At 61.1% G+C, this 14,398-nt stretch carries 14 protein-coding genes; 5 read left to right on the top strand and 9 right to left on the bottom strand.

The genetic code is table 11. The features are described 5' to 3' along the window. Positions 1 to 6: 6 nt before the first annotated feature. Positions 7 to 888 carry a glucose-1-phosphate thymidylyltransferase RfbA gene (gene rfbA, locus ABID58_RS22235; protein ID WP_354034651.1) on the bottom strand — a complete coding sequence of 294 codons (882 nt, stop codon included), beginning with the start codon at positions 886 to 888 and terminating at the stop codon, positions 7 to 9. Between the two features lie 86 nt (positions 889 to 974). On the opposite strand from rfbA, the gene rfbC reads away from it, so the two are divergent. The 3 genes from rfbC (at position 975) to ABID58_RS22220 (ending at position 2,960) form a co-directional block, all read left to right on the top strand. Then, positions 975 to 1,529, top strand: coding sequence for a dTDP-4-dehydrorhamnose 3,5-epimerase (gene rfbC / locus ABID58_RS22230; protein WP_354034854.1), 555 nt, complete (start codon positions 975 to 977; stop codon positions 1,527 to 1,529). A gap of 1 nt (position 1,530) precedes the next feature. Continuing rightward, positions 1,531 to 2,427: a dTDP-4-dehydrorhamnose reductase gene (gene rfbD, locus ABID58_RS22225; protein ID WP_354034649.1), complete on the top strand. Its 897-nt coding sequence runs from the start codon at positions 1,531 to 1,533 to the stop codon at positions 2,425 to 2,427. Between the two features lie 110 nt (positions 2,428 to 2,537). Beyond that, positions 2,538 to 2,960: a hypothetical protein gene (locus ABID58_RS22220; RefSeq protein ID WP_234681973.1), complete on the top strand. Its 423-nt coding sequence runs from the start codon at positions 2,538 to 2,540 to the stop codon at positions 2,958 to 2,960. A 33-nt stretch (positions 2,961 to 2,993) separates the two neighbouring features. Here the strand turns inward: ABID58_RS22220 and ABID58_RS22215 are convergent, their stop codons facing one another. Next, positions 2,994 to 3,728, bottom strand: coding sequence for a metallophosphoesterase family protein (locus ABID58_RS22215; protein ID WP_354034647.1), 735 nt, complete (start codon positions 3,726 to 3,728; stop codon positions 2,994 to 2,996). 121 nt (positions 3,729 to 3,849) lie between these two features. Continuing rightward, positions 3,850 to 4,176 (bottom strand): hypothetical protein, encoded by a 327-nt coding sequence (locus tag ABID58_RS22210; protein ID WP_354034645.1) that lies wholly within the window; start codon positions 4,174 to 4,176, stop codon positions 3,850 to 3,852. Positions 4,177 to 4,520: 344 nt separating this feature from the next. Between ABID58_RS22210 and ABID58_RS22205 the strand changes: the two genes are divergently transcribed. Further along, positions 4,521 to 5,945 (top strand): undecaprenyl-phosphate glucose phosphotransferase, encoded by a 1,425-nt coding sequence (locus tag ABID58_RS22205; protein WP_354034643.1) that lies wholly within the window; start codon positions 4,521 to 4,523, stop codon positions 5,943 to 5,945. A gap of 108 nt (positions 5,946 to 6,053) precedes the next feature. Here the strand turns inward: ABID58_RS22205 and ABID58_RS22200 are convergent, their stop codons facing one another. The 6 genes from ABID58_RS22200 to ABID58_RS22175 form a co-directional block, all read right to left on the bottom strand. Continuing rightward, positions 6,054 to 6,773, bottom strand: a complete 720-nt coding sequence (locus ABID58_RS22200) for a hypothetical protein (RefSeq protein WP_354034641.1) — start codon at positions 6,771 to 6,773, stop codon at positions 6,054 to 6,056. Between the two features lie 55 nt (positions 6,774 to 6,828). Further along, positions 6,829 to 9,078 (bottom strand): polysaccharide biosynthesis tyrosine autokinase, encoded by a 2,250-nt coding sequence (locus ABID58_RS22195; RefSeq protein WP_354034639.1) that lies wholly within the window; start codon positions 9,076 to 9,078, stop codon positions 6,829 to 6,831. 27 nt (positions 9,079 to 9,105) lie between these two features. Beyond that, entirely contained in the window at positions 9,106 to 9,726 is a 621-nt protein-coding gene (locus ABID58_RS22190; RefSeq protein WP_354034637.1) for a hypothetical protein, read from the bottom strand. A 232-nt stretch (positions 9,727 to 9,958) separates the two neighbouring features. Then, positions 9,959 to 10,642 carry a transglutaminase-like cysteine peptidase gene (locus ABID58_RS22185; protein ID WP_354034635.1) on the bottom strand — a complete coding sequence of 228 codons (684 nt, stop codon included), beginning with the start codon at positions 10,640 to 10,642 and terminating at the stop codon, positions 9,959 to 9,961. Positions 10,643 to 10,756: 114 nt separating this feature from the next. Then, complete coding sequence (locus tag ABID58_RS22180; RefSeq protein WP_354034633.1) at positions 10,757 to 11,155, bottom strand: hypothetical protein; 399 nt, start codon at positions 11,153 to 11,155, stop codon at positions 10,757 to 10,759. Positions 11,156 to 11,446: 291 nt separating this feature from the next. Then, the gene (locus tag ABID58_RS22175; RefSeq protein WP_354034631.1) at positions 11,447 to 12,802 is read right to left on the bottom strand and encodes an O-antigen ligase family protein; all 1,356 of its coding nucleotides are present in this window, start codon (positions 12,800 to 12,802) and stop codon (positions 11,447 to 11,449) included. Positions 12,803 to 13,173: 371 nt separating this feature from the next. Here ABID58_RS22175 and ABID58_RS22170 point away from each other — a divergent pair, with 371 nt between their 5' ends. After that, entirely contained in the window at positions 13,174 to 14,397 is a 1,224-nt protein-coding gene (locus ABID58_RS22170; protein WP_354034629.1) for an acyltransferase family protein, read from the top strand. The last annotated feature ends 1 nt before the right edge of the window (position 14,398 follow it).

The following is a 14,398-nucleotide window of genomic DNA, read 5'->3' as shown; positions in this document are numbered from 1 at the left end:
TCTGCCTCAGTCTTGAGCGGCGAAGGAGCGGGCAACCGATTGCAGATACTCGCCGTAGCTGCTCTTGGCGGTCTTCTCTGCAACTTTCTTGAAGGCTTCGAGAGAAATGTAACCGCGCCGCAAGGCGATTTCCTCGGGGCAGGCGATGCGCAAGCCCTGGCGCTGTTCCAGTATCTGAACGAAGTGGCTGGCTTCGACCAGCGAGGCGTGCGTGCCGGTGTCGAGCCAGGCAAACCCGCGCCCGAGCACTTCGACGAACAGGTCGCCGCGCGCGAGGTAGGCATTGTTGACGTCGGTGATCTCGATCTCGCCCCGCGCCGAAGGCTTGATCCCCGCAGCGATGTCGACCACGCTGTTGTCGTAGAAATAGAGGCCGGTGACGGCCACATTCGACTTCGGCTGCTTGGGCTTCTCTTCGATCGAGCGCGCACGTCCGTCACTATCGAGCTCGACCACGCCGTATTGCTCGGGTGAGTTGACGACGTAGCCGAAGACCGTGGCACCGCTCTTGCGTGTTGCCGCCCTGGCCAGCATCTCCGGAAGTCCGTGGCCGTAGAAGATATTGTCGCCGAGAACCAGGGCGACTGAATCCGATCCCACGAATTCGCGGCCGACGATGAAGGCGTCGGCAAGACCGCGCGGGGTGTCCTGCGTGGCGTAAGAGAAGTTGACGCCGATCTCCGATCCATCACCGAGCAAGCGCTGGAACAACGGCTTGTCCTGCGGCGTCGAGATGATGAGAATGTCGCGAATGCCAGCGAGCATGAGCGTCGACAGCGGATAGTAGATCATCGGCTTGTCGAAAACCGGAAGCAGCTGCTTCGATACCACTGTCGTGACGGGAAAAAGGCGCGAGCCTGTTCCGCCGGCGAGTATAATTCCCTTCATTAGGTCCCTCTGGTTTACCAATTTGAAAATATCAGATAGTGTGCGCTGCACAAGATTGTTGTATGTGCGGAGCTGAAGGCGCTGGAATGAACGTAATCAAGACAGATCTGCCCGAAGTTTTGATCATCGAGCCGAAGCTATTCGGCGATCAACGCGGCTTTTTCTTGGAGACCTACCAATTCGAGCGCTACGCGCAGAGCGGGGTTGCGCAGCCGTTCGTTCAGGACAACCTGTCACGCTCGCGTCATGGAGTGTTGCGGGGGCTGCACCTACAAAATCCGGGCGCGCAGGGCAAGCTGGTCACGGCGCTCCGCGGCCGGGTCCTGGATGTTGCAGTCGACGTCCGCGTCGGTAGCCCAAATTTTGGGCGTCATGTTGCGGTCGAGCTGAATGAGGAGAATCGGCGGCAATTGTGGGTCCCTCGCGGCTTCGCCCATGGTTTTGCCGTTCTCTCCGAGACGGCCGATTTCTTCTACAAATGCGACGCGCTCTACAGCCCGAAGGATGAGATCTCGGTTCGATGGAACGATCCGGCGATTGGCATCGACTGGGGCGTCGGAGATCCCTCGCTTTCGCCCAAGGATGCCGATGCGCCCTTGCTCGCGGATGTGAAGAATCTTCCGCGTTACGGGGAGATCTGACATGAAGATCCTTCTGACGGGCACTGCGGGGCAGGTGGGCGGTGCGCTGCTTCCGCTGCTTCAGGGACGAGCCGATATCGTTGCACCGGCGCTGGAAGAGTTCGACCTGTCGCGGCCGGACGAGCTTGCCGGCAAGCTGGATTCGATCAAGCCGGATCTGATCGTCAATCCCGCCGCTTATACCGCCGTCGACCGTGCGGAAGACGAGCGAGAGCTCGCGTTTCGGATCAACGCGGAATCTCCCAGGGCAATCGCCAAGTGGGCGGCGCCCCGCGGCGTGCCGCTGGTGCACTTTTCGACGGACTATGTCTTCGACGGCTCCGGCGATCGTCCGTGGCGCGAGGACAGCACGCCGGCGCCTCTCTCGGTGTACGGCCAGAGCAAGCTCGCCGGCGACCAGGCCATTGCCGAGGCGGGTGCTTTGCATGTGATCGCGCGCACGTCCTGGGTGTACGCTGCCACCGGCGCGAATTTTCTCAAGACAATCGTGCGCCTTGCCGGAGAGCGCGAGCAGTTGCGGATCGTCGGCGACCAGATCGGCGCGCCGACGACAGCCGATACGATTTCGCAAGCGGTGGTTGCAATGCTGCCGCGGAGCGGCGACGATCTTCGCAAGGCGTTCGAGCAGCGAAGCGGCGTCGTCAATCTGGTCTGCGCGGGCGAGACCAGCTGGTACGGCTTTGCGACTGCGATCGTTGCCGGGCTGCGATCGAGGGGCGCCAAATTCGCCGTGAAGGAAATCGTTCCGATCCGTTCCGACGAATTTCCGGTCAAGGCGAAGCGGCCCTCCAACTCTCGCCTAGATCTCACGCGGCTGCGCGAGCGGTTCGGCATTACGCCGCCGAGCTGGCAGCAGGCGCTCGATCGCGAGCTGGATGCCCTCAAGGCGACGATCTGAACGCCGGTTCGCAGGGCCGCGTCGGAGTACAACGTCCGGCAGCCTTTAAACTTTGTTAACCATCCAGGGCCCATTTTCCGTTCTGGCGCCTCGAACCGGAAAGTGCACGCATGTTTCAGCTCTTCTTGCGGGCCCGCACTCACAATTTCCTGAAAGACCGCTTCGGCGGAGAGCAGACATTCCGTGCCCGCTCGCCCGAGCGCGACGCCGACACTGATCGCACGCGCATCGAAGCCATCATGGTTGCAATCGAGGATGCGCTGCATGCGGCGGAGCGCGAGCAATCGGGGCTGAACCGCCGGGTGGAGGACGTGCTGGCGCGCGCGGCTGTGACCATCGGCAACGGCAATGACGAATATCTCGAGCGCGAGGCGCTGGACAATCACCATCAGGATCTGTTCGACAAGGAAATCCTGAACGGCCAGCGCAGGCTCAAGGAGCTCAGCGCCTCGATCGCCCACTTCAAATTCCTGAAGGCAGCGATGCTCAGTCGGTTTCCGGAATACCGGCCGCCGGCAAGCCAGACCAATTGACGCTTCGCGCCGGGCGCAGGCGTCGCTAGCTTGCTAGATCGCGAGCATGCTGTTGCCCTGAATCGACAGCAGGGTCAGGTTGCCGGTCGCATACGCTCCGGTATCGATATTGGCACGGTTCTCGAGCAGCTCGGCCTGGCGCACCGGCGTATGGCCGTGCACGACGTATTTGCCGAAACGCTTCCTGCTCTGGAGAAACTCGTCCCTGATCCACAGCAGATCCTGCTCGCGCTGCTCAGACAGGGGGATTCCCGGACGAACGCCGGCATGCACGAAGAAGAAGTCGCCGCATGTGAATGTCGGCCGCAACTGGCGCAGGAACGCGATGTGCTGCGGCGGCATCGCGGAAGTGAGCTCGCGCACGAGATCGGACTGTTCGTCCTTGCTGAGATCGGGCGTTGCCGAGATTCCGTAGGACATCAGGGTCTGGAGGCCGCCGAACTGAAACCAGTCGGCGGTGCGCGAGGGATCGCCCAGCACGGAGGTGAAATAGGCTTCGTGATTGCCCTTGAGAAAGACCGTGTTGCGGCGGCGGCTGCGGTCGATCAGCAGATCGAGGGTGTGACGCGAGTCCGGTCCGCGATCGATGTAGTCGCCGAGAAAGACCTCGATCGCGCGATAGGGCCGGCTGTTCGCCATGTCCGCATCGATGACGGCGAACATCTGTTCGAGCAGATGCGCGCAGCCGTGGATGTCGCTGAGCGCGTAGATACGCACGCCGTTCGGCAGCTTCGGCCGGGGCGAGTTCTGAGTCGGGGGCGTGACCATGGGGTCCAACTCTTTCAGAGAGCTTCGCCCGAGATGTCAATATGCTATCGACGAATTCGGGTCCGCACGAGCCGCTTTTTTCGTCCACGCCACGTGAACGCCGGTTCGTGCGGCTGTCTTATCACCCGTGTGGTCCAATGAGGCGTCGATTTGCCGCGCGGGGTGCGCTCAGCCGAAGCTGCGGCTGTCGAAACGACGGTGCGGTCTCGTTGCGATACGCTGTCGCACGCGTGCGGATGAGAAGCGCGCCGCCGAGATAGCCGAGCTGGAGCACGGCCGCAAAGACAACGATCATAACGACAATGTGAGCCGGGCCCTGTCCCTGCCATGCAGAAACGGCGCCAATCATCGCGCCGCCCAGCACGATCGCCGGAGGCAGAATGAAAATCCGGAATCGGCCGCCAAGCAACGATCCGATCAGCAGACTGAAAATGGCGACGGTACTCACGGCACACTCCCAAGAAACTGCCACGAGTGTTAATGGCGCCGGCCTAAGGTCGGCTTAAGCAACAGGGTTGAACAACCGTTCAAATGTGCGCGCAACAATGCGTAAAATTAGAATGATTTGATGCGAAGCGCGACGCGATGCTCAGATAAATGTCAGGCTTGTGGCGACACTTTGAGCACGCAACGTATGCAGGCGCGGCATTGCAGAAAATAGATTTGATTTTTTTGGTGCGGTGCCGCATTGTTGCTTTGTTTAGTTAAGACATTGTCGAGGACGCACCGCACATTTAATCGACTGCTTGCAATTCGGCGGTTGCGCGTGCGTGACGAGGCAGCGAGGTTCGGATGGCTGTAGCAACTTATGGTTCGGAAAACTATTATTCGGTTGTATCGAACCGTCGGGGTGCCCTCCAACGTCCCCTCCAGATCGCTCTGATCGCTGGTGACTTTCTAGCGCTGCTGTTGAGCTATTTCGCGGCGAGCGGTCTGTATCGCCTGCTCGTCGCCGAGCAGGAATCGTCGGTCGGCGCGGGTCTCGTGGTCGCCGCGGTGTTCGTGACGATCTCCTACTTCCAGGGCGTCTACGATCATCATCGTTTGCTCAACACGGTCTGGCAGCTTCGCAAATCGCTTGCGATCTGGGCCATCTCGCTGACCATTCTCGCGGTCGAGGCGTTCCTGCTCAAATCCTCGGCGGATCTGTCGCGCGGAACCACGTTGCTGTTTGCTGCAACCGGCGGTGCCGCCTTGGGCGGGTTGCGGGTGCTGTGGCGCATCGCGCTGAACTCGAGCTATGCCAAAGGCCGCCTGGTCGATCGCAAGGTCGTGCTGCTCAGCCTCAAGCCGCTCGATTTCACGTCGAGCCGTTTCAAGGATCTGCGCAAGCACGGCTTCAACGTCGTGCGTCATTTCGTTCTCGGGCCGTCCGAAGATGGCTCTGGCTGGGATCACGAGATTCGCGACGTCGTGCGTCAGGCGCGCGCAGCCGATGTCGAGGAATATCTCCTGGTCATCGACTGGGACGAGATGCCGCTGCTCCAGAGGCTGAGCCAGCACCTGCGCGTGGTTCCCCAGCCGATTCGCCTGTTGCCGGACTTTCCGATCGCCGATCTCGTCTCACGGCCATTCCAGCCGGTCAGTGGCACGGTTGCCATCGAGATCCAGCGTGCGCCGCTCACCGTGTTCGAGCGGGCGCAGAAGCGCTGCCTGGATATCGGCCTTGCCTCGTTTGCCCTGTTGCTGCTGGCGCCGCTGCTGGTGACGGCGGCGATCATGATCAAGCTCGACTCGATGGGCAATGTGATCTTCAAGCAGTCCCGGCGCGGGTTCAACGGCAAACCGTTCCAGATCTGGAAGTTCCGTTCCATGACGGTGGCGGAAAATGGCCACACCGTGACGCAGGCGACGAAGTCTGACGCTCGCGTCACCCGCGTCGGTCGCGTGCTGCGACGGACCAGCATTGACGAGTTGCCGCAGCTCTGGAACGTGCTGCGCGGTGAGATGTCGCTGGTCGGACCACGTCCGCATGCGCTCGCGCATGACAATTATTACGACCAGCTGATCAGCAACTACGTGTATCGGCACCACATGAAGCCGGGCCTGACCGGTTGGGCCCAAGTCAACGGTTTCCGCGGCGAGACGCCGACCATCGACCTGATGGAGAAGCGGGTCGAGTACGATGTCTGGTACGTCAGCAATTGGAGCATCTGGCTGGACATCAGGATCATCCTGAAGACCGCTCTGGCCCTGATCCATCAGGAAGCCTACTGAGAAGCGCGGGCCGCTGTCCGTCGGTGGCGAGATATTTTCCACGGCATCGATCATGAGCTGACGTGGCGCTCCGGTCCGCGCGCTGTCGGTGCAGCCGGGAACGGCCGGCTAATTCTCGAGCAGGTAGCGCGGACGGTCGTCTGCCGGATAGCACCGATGCTGAATCTTTCCTCCGGCCTCCCGGACGAGATACCAGAAAGCCAATTTCTCCCGTTCGGACCCGTCGCAGGTCAGATCGAGAAGTCTGCCGCGTGCCGAGGCCGGGGATTTGACGTAGAGCGCGGCGGCGCTGGGGTACAGCCGGTCGTGGAAGACGTCGTTGAAATCCTGTACCGTAGCGTCCGTCAACGCCGTGGGCAGCGCGTCGAATGCCCGGAAGGCGAGAGGCACGCGCATCATTTGCAGCCAGACCTCATGCGGTGCGAGGCGGTAGGATTGGCCGAGAAGCGCTACGCTTCTGGCCGTTAGCCCGTCCTGGCGGGAGCCAGCCCAGAACGCCGCCAGCCATCCGAGCGACTCGGTCGGAGCGCATCCCAGCAGGATTCTGCTCATCCGCTGGACGGCATCAACATCCGAATCCGCCTGTGTCAGATCAGTGCCGCGGACGGTCATGTCGGTGGCCGACAATTGCAGGACGAGCAACTCCCGAAGCGCCTTTGGTTCGCACTGGTGCTGAGCCGCGGGCAGGTTCGCCGCCACGATGCGCCTCAGCAACGGCGCGTCGTAGCTCTCGCCGGCGGCGATTTGCCGGGCAACCCGCGATACCGTGGGATCGGTCAGATTGGGGAGAGTCGATACCGCCCACGCGAGGGCGGAGGCCGCCAGCAAACAATTGGCGCCGCGCGCGAGCCAGCGCGAGCGACCAGGTGCGCCGGCCTCGGCCTTAGGCTCCCTCGACATAGTAGGCGTTGTAGTGCGAGCCTTTGTAGCCCTCGATGCGCTTCAGCATCTTCGGGTTTGCACCGTTGAGAACGGTGCCCAGCACCTTCTTCTGAATGCCTTCGGAGCTCGACATCGATTCCTGCAGGGCCGTACGCGTGGTGCGGCCCCATTCGATGACATAGACATAGGCGTCAATGAGGTGGCTGATGGCCTTGGCATCGGTGACCGGCATCACCGGCGCCAGATCGATGACGATGTAGTCGTATTCGTTACGCAGCAGCGCCAGCAAATCGGCCATCGCCTTCGAGGCCATGATGTCGGCGGAGTTCACCATGCGCGAGACGGCAAAGGAGGGCAGGAAATCCAGTCCGGTCTCCGCGCTGCGCCGGATGTGGTGTCCAACCGCTTGCGGATTCTTGAGAGCCTCCAGCAACCCGCTCTTGGCGGTCGGGTCGAGCTCCTTGGTCAGCGAGCGCGTATGGAGGTCGCCGTCGATCAGCAACACGCGCTTGCCGGTGAATGCGGTGAGGTGCGCGAAGTTGGCCGAGACCGTGGTCTTGCCTTCTTTCGGAAGCGACGACACGATGCCGATGATCTTTACCTCCCGCGACAGGCGGGCGAGATCGATTGAGACCTTGATGTTGCGCATGGTCTCGGCATAGCGCGAGAAGGGATGGTCGATGACGTAGCGGGAGAGCTGGCCGCTCGCCTCGACCGGCGCGCCATCGGCCGATCGCGAGCCGCGCATCTTCGGCAAGCCCATCGCCCTGGCGCCGATGGCGGGGAGCACCCCGAGGCATTTGACGCCGATCTCGTCCTCGACCTCGGTCGGAGAGCGCAGCACGTCGCTCAGCATCTCCCGGGCAAAGGCGGCGCCCAGGCCGAAGCAAAGACCACCGAACAGGGCTCCGATCAGCGAGAGCACCGTCTTCGGCGAGCTCTTGCGGTCCGGCTTGACGGCGGTGCTGATGATGCGGGATTCGCTGATCGGGAAGCTCTGGTTCTGCAATGCCTGCTGCTGCTTCTCCAGGAAGCTGTTGTACAGGTTGCGGTAGGTGTCGGCCGCGCTCTCGAGGTCGCGCAGCTTCACCTGCGCCTGTCCGGTGTTGCCGGCCTGGCTGACGAGATTCTTGAGGTTTTCCTCCAGCGAAGTCTCACGGCTCTTCGCGATTTCGTAGTCGCTGCGATAGGCATCGCCGATACGCTTGACCTCGTCCGCGATCGACTTGCGCAGCTCATCCATGCGATTGGCAAGATTGACCGACGCCTGATGAGTCTTGCCATACCGGCTCGACCAATCCGAGTACTGCGCCGAAAGATCGAGATATTGTGCGCGCAGCCGGGTGATCACGGGATTGTTCAGCGCGTCGGTGACGGTCGGCTGGGCGAGATCCTTGTCGCTGATCGCGTCGATGCGGTCCAGCCGTGCCTTGGCTTCGGCGGTGGCCGCACGGGCCTGAATGAGCTGCGTGTTGACGTCGGTCAGCTGCTGTTCGTTCATCAGGCCGCGGCTGGTGCCGACGATATTGTTCTGGCTCTTGAAGGTCTGCACGGCGCGGTCGCTGGCGGTCGCCTGCTCGCGCAGCTCGGCGCTGCGCTGCTGCAACCATTCGCTGGCGCGTTTGGTGGATTGGTACTTCGCGTCGAGGGCGCCGACGGTATAGGCATCCGCGATCTCGTTGGCGATCTGAGCGGCCTTGTCGGGGTCTCGCGAACGGAAGCTGGCCGACAGCACGTATGTTGTCAGGACGCGCTCGACCTTCAGGTTGGCCTGCACAGCGCCAACCGTTCCACGCTCGATGCGCTCTTTCGACGCCGGCCCATCTGATCCGAAAAGTCCAATCACCCTGCCGATGATCGCCGGAATGAGGCCCGGATCCGAACCGTTGAACTCGGGATCTTCCGTCAGCTTCATGCGGCGAACAACAGACCGGATTAGATCGTCGGAGGTGATGATCTCGACCTGGCTGTCGACGAAGCCGGGGTCGATCAGCGCATTGGAGACGCCGGTGTCCTTGTCGAGCACCTGGGTTTGGCGGGTATCCATCAGGATTCGCGTGTTCGCCGTATACATCGGCGTCGCGGTCAGCAGGTAAACGACGACGAGTGCGAAGGCGCCGCCGACGATCGTTGCGATCAGCGGCCACTGCCGTCGCAGGATGCCCAGAATACGCTCGACGCTCAGCGTCGCTCCCGCCAGATCTAGCGCGGACCTCTCTTGCAGGTGAAACTGCTCTCTGGGCTGGTACATTTGAATATTCATCAACCTGACGTGAGGTTATTGGGGAGTCGGTGCAGGGGCAAACGGATCGGCGATGTCCGTGTTCCATTCGCCGGTCATCAAGCTGTTCGCAGAATCAGAAGGTTTTTTGGTTGGTGACGATCGCGCACCTCCCGCCGACTGCGAAGCCACTGAATTCGGGTCGAACTCCACAGCCTCCAGTTCCGCTGAGTACCCTGAACTCACGGCCGAGTCCGCCAGCTTTCGTACAAAATCACTGATCTTCTGGGCGGTTTCAGGCTTGCGGGAGACACAGATCAGCTGCGCTCGGCGCAAGGCCACGCCGATCGCGTTGCGATCGACGTTTGCGGACTCGCTGACGAGGTCGCGCACTCTTGGCAGGATGGAGATATCGGTCACGATGTAGGCAGCGAGGCGGTCCGCGAGCTTGCTTCGATCGTTGCGGATCTCCCGCAGCAGTGATGCGGGTTCAGTCTGAAAGGCTTGCAGGACAACGGCGGGTACGCGGTTCGCTTGCTCGACGCACTGAGCTTCGCAGCGGCCGGCGGCGCACGCAGCAATCAGCAGCGCCAAAGCGATCGCCAAGCGGTAACCGCCGGCGCCGCGATCGGCAGATTGTCGTTGTCGAGGCAGGGCCAAACCACTCATCGCGTTCATTCAAACAAACCGCCGCAAAGGCTTCGCTAAAGCCGAGTGTCGCGCTTAACTATGTCAAATTCTTGTGCGGTGCAAAATATAGTCTGAAACCTCGGAAATTCATAGCAAATTTCGTCATGCGGCGAATGCCGCATTGCGAACAGCGTATGCATCAACGCCCGTGGCGAAAGCCACGGGCGTTGATGCACGATGCCCCTTGATTGAGGGAAGTGGGGATTGGACGTGCGGCCGATCAGAGCGACGAACCGGAGAGGGAAGCAAAGCGCTTCTCGCGAAGCTTGCGTCCGTGATCGCCGATGTTCACCCAGAAGCGCGGATTGGTACCGGACTGCATCGAGATCCATTCGTAGCCGAGCGAATTCCAGGGGCGAACGCTCGAGGACAGATTGTCCAGCACCACGTCGCCCTCCGAAAGCCGTGCCACCAGCACCAGGTGACCCTGTCCGCCGTCAATCCGCACAACCGCAAGACGCAGCGCCGCCTGCGGCCATCCCATCGCGATCAATTGGTGTCGCTTGGTGACCGCGTAATCGTTGCAGTCCCCCGCTGACGGCGAGACCGTCCAGTTTGCGGTCACCGGATCCGTCGGCTTGCGCATCGGCGCAATGGATTCGTTGACCGAAAGATTCACCTGACGAAGCATCGCCATGGCGGTGTCGGCAGGCGGCAGTGTGCGCTCGCTGGTATCGGTGCCGCATTCCGCATCGTTCTTCATGCAGAACTTGACGAAGTTCATCGGCGCAAGTGCGTTGTCGAATTCTTCGATGAACGAAGCTCCGGCCGGACGCTGTGCGCTATCCGATTCGGCCTTCGCGGTGCTGCCGGCGCAGGCGATGAGGGCTGCGAGCAACGGCGCGTACAACAGTTTCATGTCATCCCCCGTTATCCGTCTTTCTTGACGCAACAGGTCTCGCACAAAGCTTTTAGAGCGGGGTTCCCCGAACCTCTAAAATTGAATGCAAATGACCGGCCACGTGTGCGCGTGGCCGGCTTGGTTAATTAATAGGCTGAGCTTGAATTCGTTCCAGGGCTAGCGCGACGGGCTAGTGGCCGTGAGCGACGAGGTTCCTGTTGACGCCGCGAACAGCGTCGTCGTCGACTGGGAAACCGGGCCGGCTCCGGTGGAGAACGAGGGTGGCGGAGCCGGGCTGATTGCACCGCCGGCGCGCGGTTCCGGAGCAGCCGCCTGTCCACCGCCTGCGGTTGTATCGCCGTTGGCGTCTGCGCCTGTGATGGCCTCGGTCGGGATCTCGCCGGTGATGCTCGTGAAGGACTGGATCAGCCCCGGCTTTTCGGTCTTCAACACGACCGCCTGAATCTCCTGCGCGAACTGTGGCTGCGTCAGCACGCAGACGGCAGCGGCGGTGCCCATTCCGGCGCCAATCGCGCGGCCCTGGTCATCCGAGCTCGACTTGGCGAGCGAGGCCATCCCTTCCAGGCTTTCTGGCCGATTGGTCAGGAGGTCCCGGACCTGGGCGGCGAGGCCGCCCTGACCGTCCTTGAATTGGTCGAGAAGTGCCTCAGGATTACCGAGGAACTGAGTTGCCCGCTCGGAAGTGATCGCGGGATTTGGAACGCAACCGTTTTGTGTTGCAAAAGTAGGCGTCGCTGTTGTCATCGCAAGCAAGGCAGCCCCGAGCCCCACGGATCTACGCATTCGACTCCCCAACCTGCAATCGAGTAAAGTTTGATTCAACATATTGCCAAAGCCGCAATTACGCTACTTTTTTTGCTCGGATGAAGGCCTGCTTTGCGCCAGCCCGCAGCCGGTGATCGCCGCAAAAAAAACGCCGAAACCTGGAATCTGCAACGAGAAATCGATGCTCGTATGCAGGAAGCCAAGCGCCGCCACACTTGCACCGATAATCGGTATGTAGCGGTCACGCCGTCGATGCAAGCTTCCATTTAACAAATGGTAAAGATACCAGAGACATGTGACTATAATCAAGCAGGCCGCAGGAAGGCCGAGCTCGACTGCAAGCTCGAGCGGCGTACTGTGCGCGCGGTCCCATACTCCGAGACTGCCGAGTGAATCCGGCCTGTAGGCGGGAAATGCGCTTTCGAAGTTTCCGTAGCCGATCCCAAGCAGCGGATGCTCCTCGATCATGGTCAGTACGGTTCGATACATCGTGAACCGCTGTTCATCCACGAGGCCGTAAGTCAGGATTCGTCCTGCCACTGCGCCGCCGACGAGCTGAAACAGCAACAGCGCCGCCACTGCGATTCCTGCGAGCCAGCCCCAGCGGCGAAGCTTGCCGATGCGCAGCGGTGCGAAGAAGAGGGCGGTCGCCATAAAGACGGTCAGGATCAGCAGCAGAAGCCCCGCGCGAGAGCCTGTCATCGCCGTTGCAACCATGCAGACGACAAAGCCGCCTCCCAGCGCCACGGGGGAGGACGCATAATACGCGATCAGTGCCGTCATTTGTCGCGAAGGCGGTCGATTTGGCCGATCCTGGCGATAGATGAAGCGCAGCAATGGCAGCAGAAAAAGCAGGGCGCAGCTCGCGAAGAAGGTCGCAGCCGTGTTTCTGTTGACGAATGTGCCCGTGACGAAGCCGATATAGGCCTCCTTGCGGCGGAGCAGGAGCGTGGTCGGATCGCCGATCCCCGCGAGGATTCCGTAGAGAGCATAGGCAAACCCCGTCCAGGCGAGGATGCGCAGCAGCTGCCGCGCATCCTCCGCGTCGGTGGCGATGTAGACGGCGCGCGTGAAGGCAAGCACAAGCAACAGCGGGTAGCCGAATGCGAGCCATGGGCCGTTGGCGGTGATCGAGACGCGGCCGGGCAGATCCGCTCCCACTACGCCTCGCGCCACCGCCCATGCCGCATCGACTTCGTGAAGCGGTGAATTCGGCCATAACTGAACCGTGATCACGGCCGCGACGACGACGAGAACGGCGAACAGCGGCAGCAACAGGTAGAAATCATCGAGCGTCGCGCTGCTTAGGTCGGCGGTGGCGAGGCTGAACGCGAGCAGCATCGTCCAGACGCAGATCCAGACCGTCTCGGCGGAGCCGAACGGCAGCGGGGCCAGCACGAACACTCCAATCGCCGCAAACCGCGAAACCTTGTCCAAGATCCAACTCCCGAGGACCGCATCGCGGCTCCGCGTTTCAATTCCCAATCTCGGTGCTCTTTTGCCACATTCGTGCCGAATGAATAGGCTATTTCCGCGGCTTCGCGAGCAAGTGAGACGTACAGCATTAGCGCGAACCGTGCGTCGCGCGGGAAGTCCGCGTCTTCTGCTGCTCGCTGCTCATCTTCGATGCAGACAGCTGTTCATCAGCGCGACAGGCGAGTCGCCCGCGACAAATTAATTGTCACGCTGTTCATCCGACAGACACAACTCCTTCAATGGAAATGCATGCGACAACTGCTGGGCCGGACATTGTATTCGCCTCGAATGCCCAGTAGAAATGCTGCACTGCAAAGTGCAAGGGAATTGCCGTGACGGTGACCGTTCATCGCGAGAAAGCGCATGTCCTCACTCTGGACAGCATTCGGGGAATTGCCGCGGTCACCGTGGTGATTCACCATGTGATCCTGATGCCGACCTTCCTTGCGGCATTTCCGAATCGTGCGTGGATCGACTGTGCGTTCTTCCGCAGCGGCGGATTTCTGGTCGACCTGTTTTTCGTACTCAGCGGCATGGTGATGTCGTTGAGCTACCTGCAGTCGGATTTCGGTCATTTTTCCTTGCGCGACTTCATGGTCCGGCGCTTCGCGCGTGTTTATCCGCTGCATGTCGTGATGCTTTTCGTCACGCTTCTGTTTCGGCTGGTCCGCATCGGGCTCGTCATGGCCGGGATTATCGTCGCGGTCCCAACGGTGTTCGAAGTCAACAATGCATATTCGTTCTTCCTGAACGTCTTCCTGCTCCATTCGTTGGGTTTCGTTCACTACTTGAATTGGAATGCGCCGAGTTGGAGCATAAGCGTCGAGTTTTACACCTATCTGGTCTTCGGTGTCGTCGTGCTGATTGCGCAGAGGCTCGGTTCGCTTGGCTGGCTGTATGTTTCGGCGTTGCTTCTTGCTGCCGCGAGCTGGTTCACGCTTGCGGTGATCCTCGACAAGCGTGATCTCGGAGCACAGTACGATTTTGGTCTATTGCGCTGCTTTACGAGCTTCTTCCTCGGTGTGCTCGCGGTGAAGATCGTCTCGCTGTTGCCAAGCGCCATCCGTGGCGCCAACGTGTATCTGCTTGGCGCGTTTCAATTGGCGTCGATGGTCGCGACCGTCGCGAATGTCTGGCTTGTGGAGGCCTATCCCTGGATCTCGTTCGCCGCACCTCTGACCTTTGCGGTGTTCCTCGGCTCCCTTCTCGCATTTCCCAATGCTGCCGTTGTGCCCCCGATGCTTGTTGCCAGGCCGCTGGTTTGGCTCGGCGCGCGGTCATATTCGATCTATATGATCCATGCCTTTGTCGTTCTGCTCGCGGAGTATTTCGTCCGGGCGTTGGGAGCTCGGCCGGTGGCGGCTCTTGATGCCGTGTATCCCGGGCTGTCCACGACCCTGAACCTGGTTGTCGTTCTCGCCGCCGTCCTGGTCCTGTCGAATCTGACTTACCTCCACATCGAGCTTCCAGCAGGCAGGTGGACCAGGAACATCCTCGGCAGGATTCCCAAAGTGTCGTCGTCCCGCGCCGTGCCGTCCGCACGGCCATCGAATTAGG

Source organism: Bradyrhizobium sp. S3.2.6, from assembly GCF_040546885.1.
GTDB lineage: Bacteria > Pseudomonadota > Alphaproteobacteria > Rhizobiales > Xanthobacteraceae > Bradyrhizobium > Bradyrhizobium cytisi.
This window is presented reverse-complemented; position numbering and strand designations above follow the sequence as displayed.

Bases quoted from the DNA above. Each gene is read 5' to 3' on its own strand.
- ABID58_RS22215 (WP_354034647.1), bottom strand. From the start codon at position 3,728: ATGGTCACGCCCCCGACTCAGAACTCGCCCCGGCCGAAGCTGCCGAAC.
- ABID58_RS22205 (WP_354034643.1), top strand. From the start codon at position 4,521: ATGGCTGTAGCAACTTATGGTTCGGAAAACTATTATTCGGTTGTATCG.
- ABID58_RS22190 (WP_354034637.1), bottom strand. From the start codon at position 9,726: ATGAACGCGATGAGTGGTTTGGCCCTGCCTCGACAACGACAATCTGCC.
- ABID58_RS22195 (WP_354034639.1), bottom strand. From the start codon at position 9,078: ATGTACCAGCCCAGAGAGCAGTTTCACCTGCAAGAGAGGTCCGCGCTA.
- ABID58_RS22180 (WP_354034633.1), bottom strand. From the start codon at position 11,155: ATGGCCTCGCTCGCCAAGTCGAGCTCGGATGACCAGGGCCGCGCGATT.
- rfbC (WP_354034854.1), top strand. From the start codon at position 975: ATGAACGTAATCAAGACAGATCTGCCCGAAGTTTTGATCATCGAGCCG.
- ABID58_RS22220 (WP_234681973.1), top strand. From the start codon at position 2,538: ATGTTTCAGCTCTTCTTGCGGGCCCGCACTCACAATTTCCTGAAAGAC.
- rfbD (WP_354034649.1), top strand. From the start codon at position 1,531: ATGAAGATCCTTCTGACGGGCACTGCGGGGCAGGTGGGCGGTGCGCTG.
- rfbA (WP_354034651.1), bottom strand. From the start codon at position 888: ATGAAGGGAATTATACTCGCCGGCGGAACAGGCTCGCGCCTTTTTCCC.